Consider the following 2,675-nt stretch of genomic DNA (forward strand, 5'->3'; position numbering starts at 1 on the left):
ATGGCCCCGGCGGCAGCCAGCGCGCGCAAACCGCGCCCCATCACCCCGCGCACCGGCAGGCCCACATACTCGAGCCCGGCGCGGGCCGCAAGGTCGGCTTCCGGCCCGTACTGTCCGCCCAGGAACAGGATGCGGGCCTTGGGGTAACGGCGGGATATCTCCTCGGCCACCGCCAGCGCCGGGAAGATGTGCCCCCCGGTTCCGCCCGTGGTGAGGATGACGCGGCGCATGGTGTTTCCTCCGGTATCTTGATCGGTGGCGAAAAAGCGCGAAGGCACGCCGTCAGCGTGCCGTCCGCGAATAGTTCAGCAGCAGCCCCACGCAGGTCAATGTGGTCAGCAGGCTGCTGCCCCCATAACTCAGGAAGGGCATGGGCACGCCCTTGGGGGGTGCCACACCCATGACCACCGCCATGTTCAGAACGGCGCCCAGCAGCAGCACCAGGGTCACCCCGAAGGCGGTGAACCGGTCGCGCAGGTCTTCCTGCCGGGCGGCGATGCGAAAGCTTCGCCAGAACAGCATGCCCATCAGCACGAAGACCAGCGACATGCCGATGAAACCCAGTTCCTCGCCCAGCACGGCGATGATGAAGTCGTTGTGCGCTTCCGGCAGGTAGAACAGCTTCTGGCGGCTGGCGCCGATGCCCACGCCGGTGATGCCGCCCGACCCCAGCGCGAACAGCGACTGCACCAGCTGGTAGCCGGAATCCTGCGCGTCGGCGAAGGGGTCGAGAAAGGCGGTGAACCGGCGGAACCGGTACGGCGAATGCACCACCAGCATGATGGCCCCGGCCACTGCCGCAGCGCCGGACACGGCCAGGTAGAAGAACCGCGTGCCGCCCACCAGGCACATGAAGAACAGGATCATGGCCAGCACCGCCGCCCCGCCGAAGTCGGGCTGGCGCAGCAGCAGCACGCAGAACACCCCGGTCACCGCGAACGGCGGTATGACCCCCCGGCTGAAGGTCTTGATGATGTCCTGCTTGGTGCTCATGAAGTAGGCCAGGTACAGGGCCAGGGCGATCTTGGTGAATTCCATGGGCTGCACGGCCACCGGCCCCACCTGGATCCACCGGCGCGCGCCGTTGACCTTGTTGCCCAGCGGCGTCAGCACCAGGACGAGCATGACCAGCACCCCGAACAGGATGGGATACTGCAATTTGTACAATACGTTGCGGGGCATCACCGCAGCGGTGAACATGGCAACCCCGCCCACGCAGGCAAAGATCAGCTGGCGCTTGAAAAAGTAGTACTTGTCCGCGTTGAAGCGCTCGGCCACGATGCCGCTGGCGGACAGCACCATCAGCAGACCGATGCCCAGAAGGGTCAGGGCGATGGCGAACAGCCACCAGTCCATGCCGTTCTGCTGGCCGTGGTCGCCATGGGCGATGCCGCCGAAGCTGCCGCCGTGCCGCAGGTCCGCCAGTGCGGCGGAGGGATGGGCGTCCGCGTTCGCGCCGAACCTCATGGCAGGGCCTCCACCGCGCGGCGAAAAGCGTGGCCGCGCTCCTTGTAGTTGGCGAAAAGGTCGAAACTGGAGGTGGCCGGGGCCATCAGCACCGCGTCACCCGGACGGGCCTGTGCGGCAGCCTCGGCAACGGCGGGCTCCAGCGCGGGATGCCAGGACATGGAAAAATCGCCCTGCCCCATCCAGGCCCCCTCGAAATGTTCGCGGCTGGCGCCAAAGCCCACCACGGCCCGCACCCGCCCGTGCATGAGCGGCAGCAGGGACACAAGGTCGCCCCCCTTGAACTTGCCGCCCACCATCAGCACCACGGGCCGGTCAAAGGCTTGCAGGGCCACGCGCAGGGCTTCCACCGTGGTGCACTTGGAATCGTTCACCCACAGTACGCCGTTGCGCTCGGCCACGGCCTCCAGCCGGTGTTCCAGCGGTGCGAAGTCCGCCACGGCCTTTTCCGCCGCCTCCGGCGTCACGCCGAACTCGCGGCAGGCCTGCCATGCGGCCTCGATGTTGGCCTGGTTGTGCCCGCCCAGCAGGCAGGTGCGCGGGAAACGCCGCGCCGCCGCGTCGAAGAACAGCGTGCGGGGCTTCAGGTCACGCGCGGCAACAAGGTCGCGCACGCCCTGGCCGAAGATGGCCAGGTCGCCTTCCTCCATGCAGCGGAACAGCCGGAACTTGGCGTCGATGTATTCCGCCATGTCGGCGTGATAGTCGAGGTGGTTCTCGCTGATGTTCAGCAGCATGGCCACGCGCGGGCGAAAGGTGGTGCAGGCCTGCAACTGGAAGCTGGAAATCTCGATGACCAGCACGTCGGCCCTGCCCTGCCCGTCCGCCCCACCATGCGCTACGGACAACACGTACTCGCTGAGGGGGGTGCCGATGTTGCCGCCGAGGAACACGGAAAGCCCCTGCGCGCGCAGCATGGCGGCGCACAGCGAAACCGTGGTGGTCTTGCCGCTGGTTCCGGTGACGGCCAGTACCGGCTCGTCGTCCAACTGCCGCCAGGCAAGCTCCATTTCTGCCATGATCTCCGGAGCGTCCGGCCCCTGCGGCAACAGCGGGCGCAGCTTTGCCACGGCCATGCCGGGGCTGGGCACCACGGCCCGGGCGCCCTCGAACTGCGACGGCGCATGGTCGCCGGTGGCAATTTCCACCCCGGCTTCCGCGGCCCAGCGCACAAAGTCGGCGGGCACCCCGTCGGCGTTGCGTTCCAG

3 protein-coding genes are annotated in these 2,675 nt (G+C 67.7%); all 3 read right to left on the bottom strand.

Annotated features, from left to right (window positions below):
• The coding region (locus FVW27_RS12680) for a glycosyltransferase (protein ID WP_208294770.1) at positions 1-230 on the bottom strand (230 nt) is incomplete at its 3' end.
• 52 nt (positions 231-282) lie between these two features.
• On the bottom strand, positions 283-1,467 hold the full coding sequence (gene ftsW, locus FVW27_RS12685; RefSeq protein ID WP_167125658.1) for a putative lipid II flippase FtsW: 1,185 nt from the start codon (positions 1,465-1,467) through the stop codon (positions 283-285).
• The coding region (murD, locus tag FVW27_RS12690) for a UDP-N-acetylmuramoyl-L-alanine--D-glutamate ligase (protein ID WP_167125659.1) at positions 1,464-2,675 on the bottom strand (1,212 nt) is incomplete at its 5' end. The genes murD and ftsW, both read right to left, overlap by 4 nt.

Origin of the sequence: Nitratidesulfovibrio liaohensis (assembly GCF_011682075.1) — a bacterium.
In the GTDB taxonomy this organism is placed as follows: domain Bacteria; phylum Desulfobacterota; class Desulfovibrionia; order Desulfovibrionales; family Desulfovibrionaceae; genus Cupidesulfovibrio; species Cupidesulfovibrio liaohensis.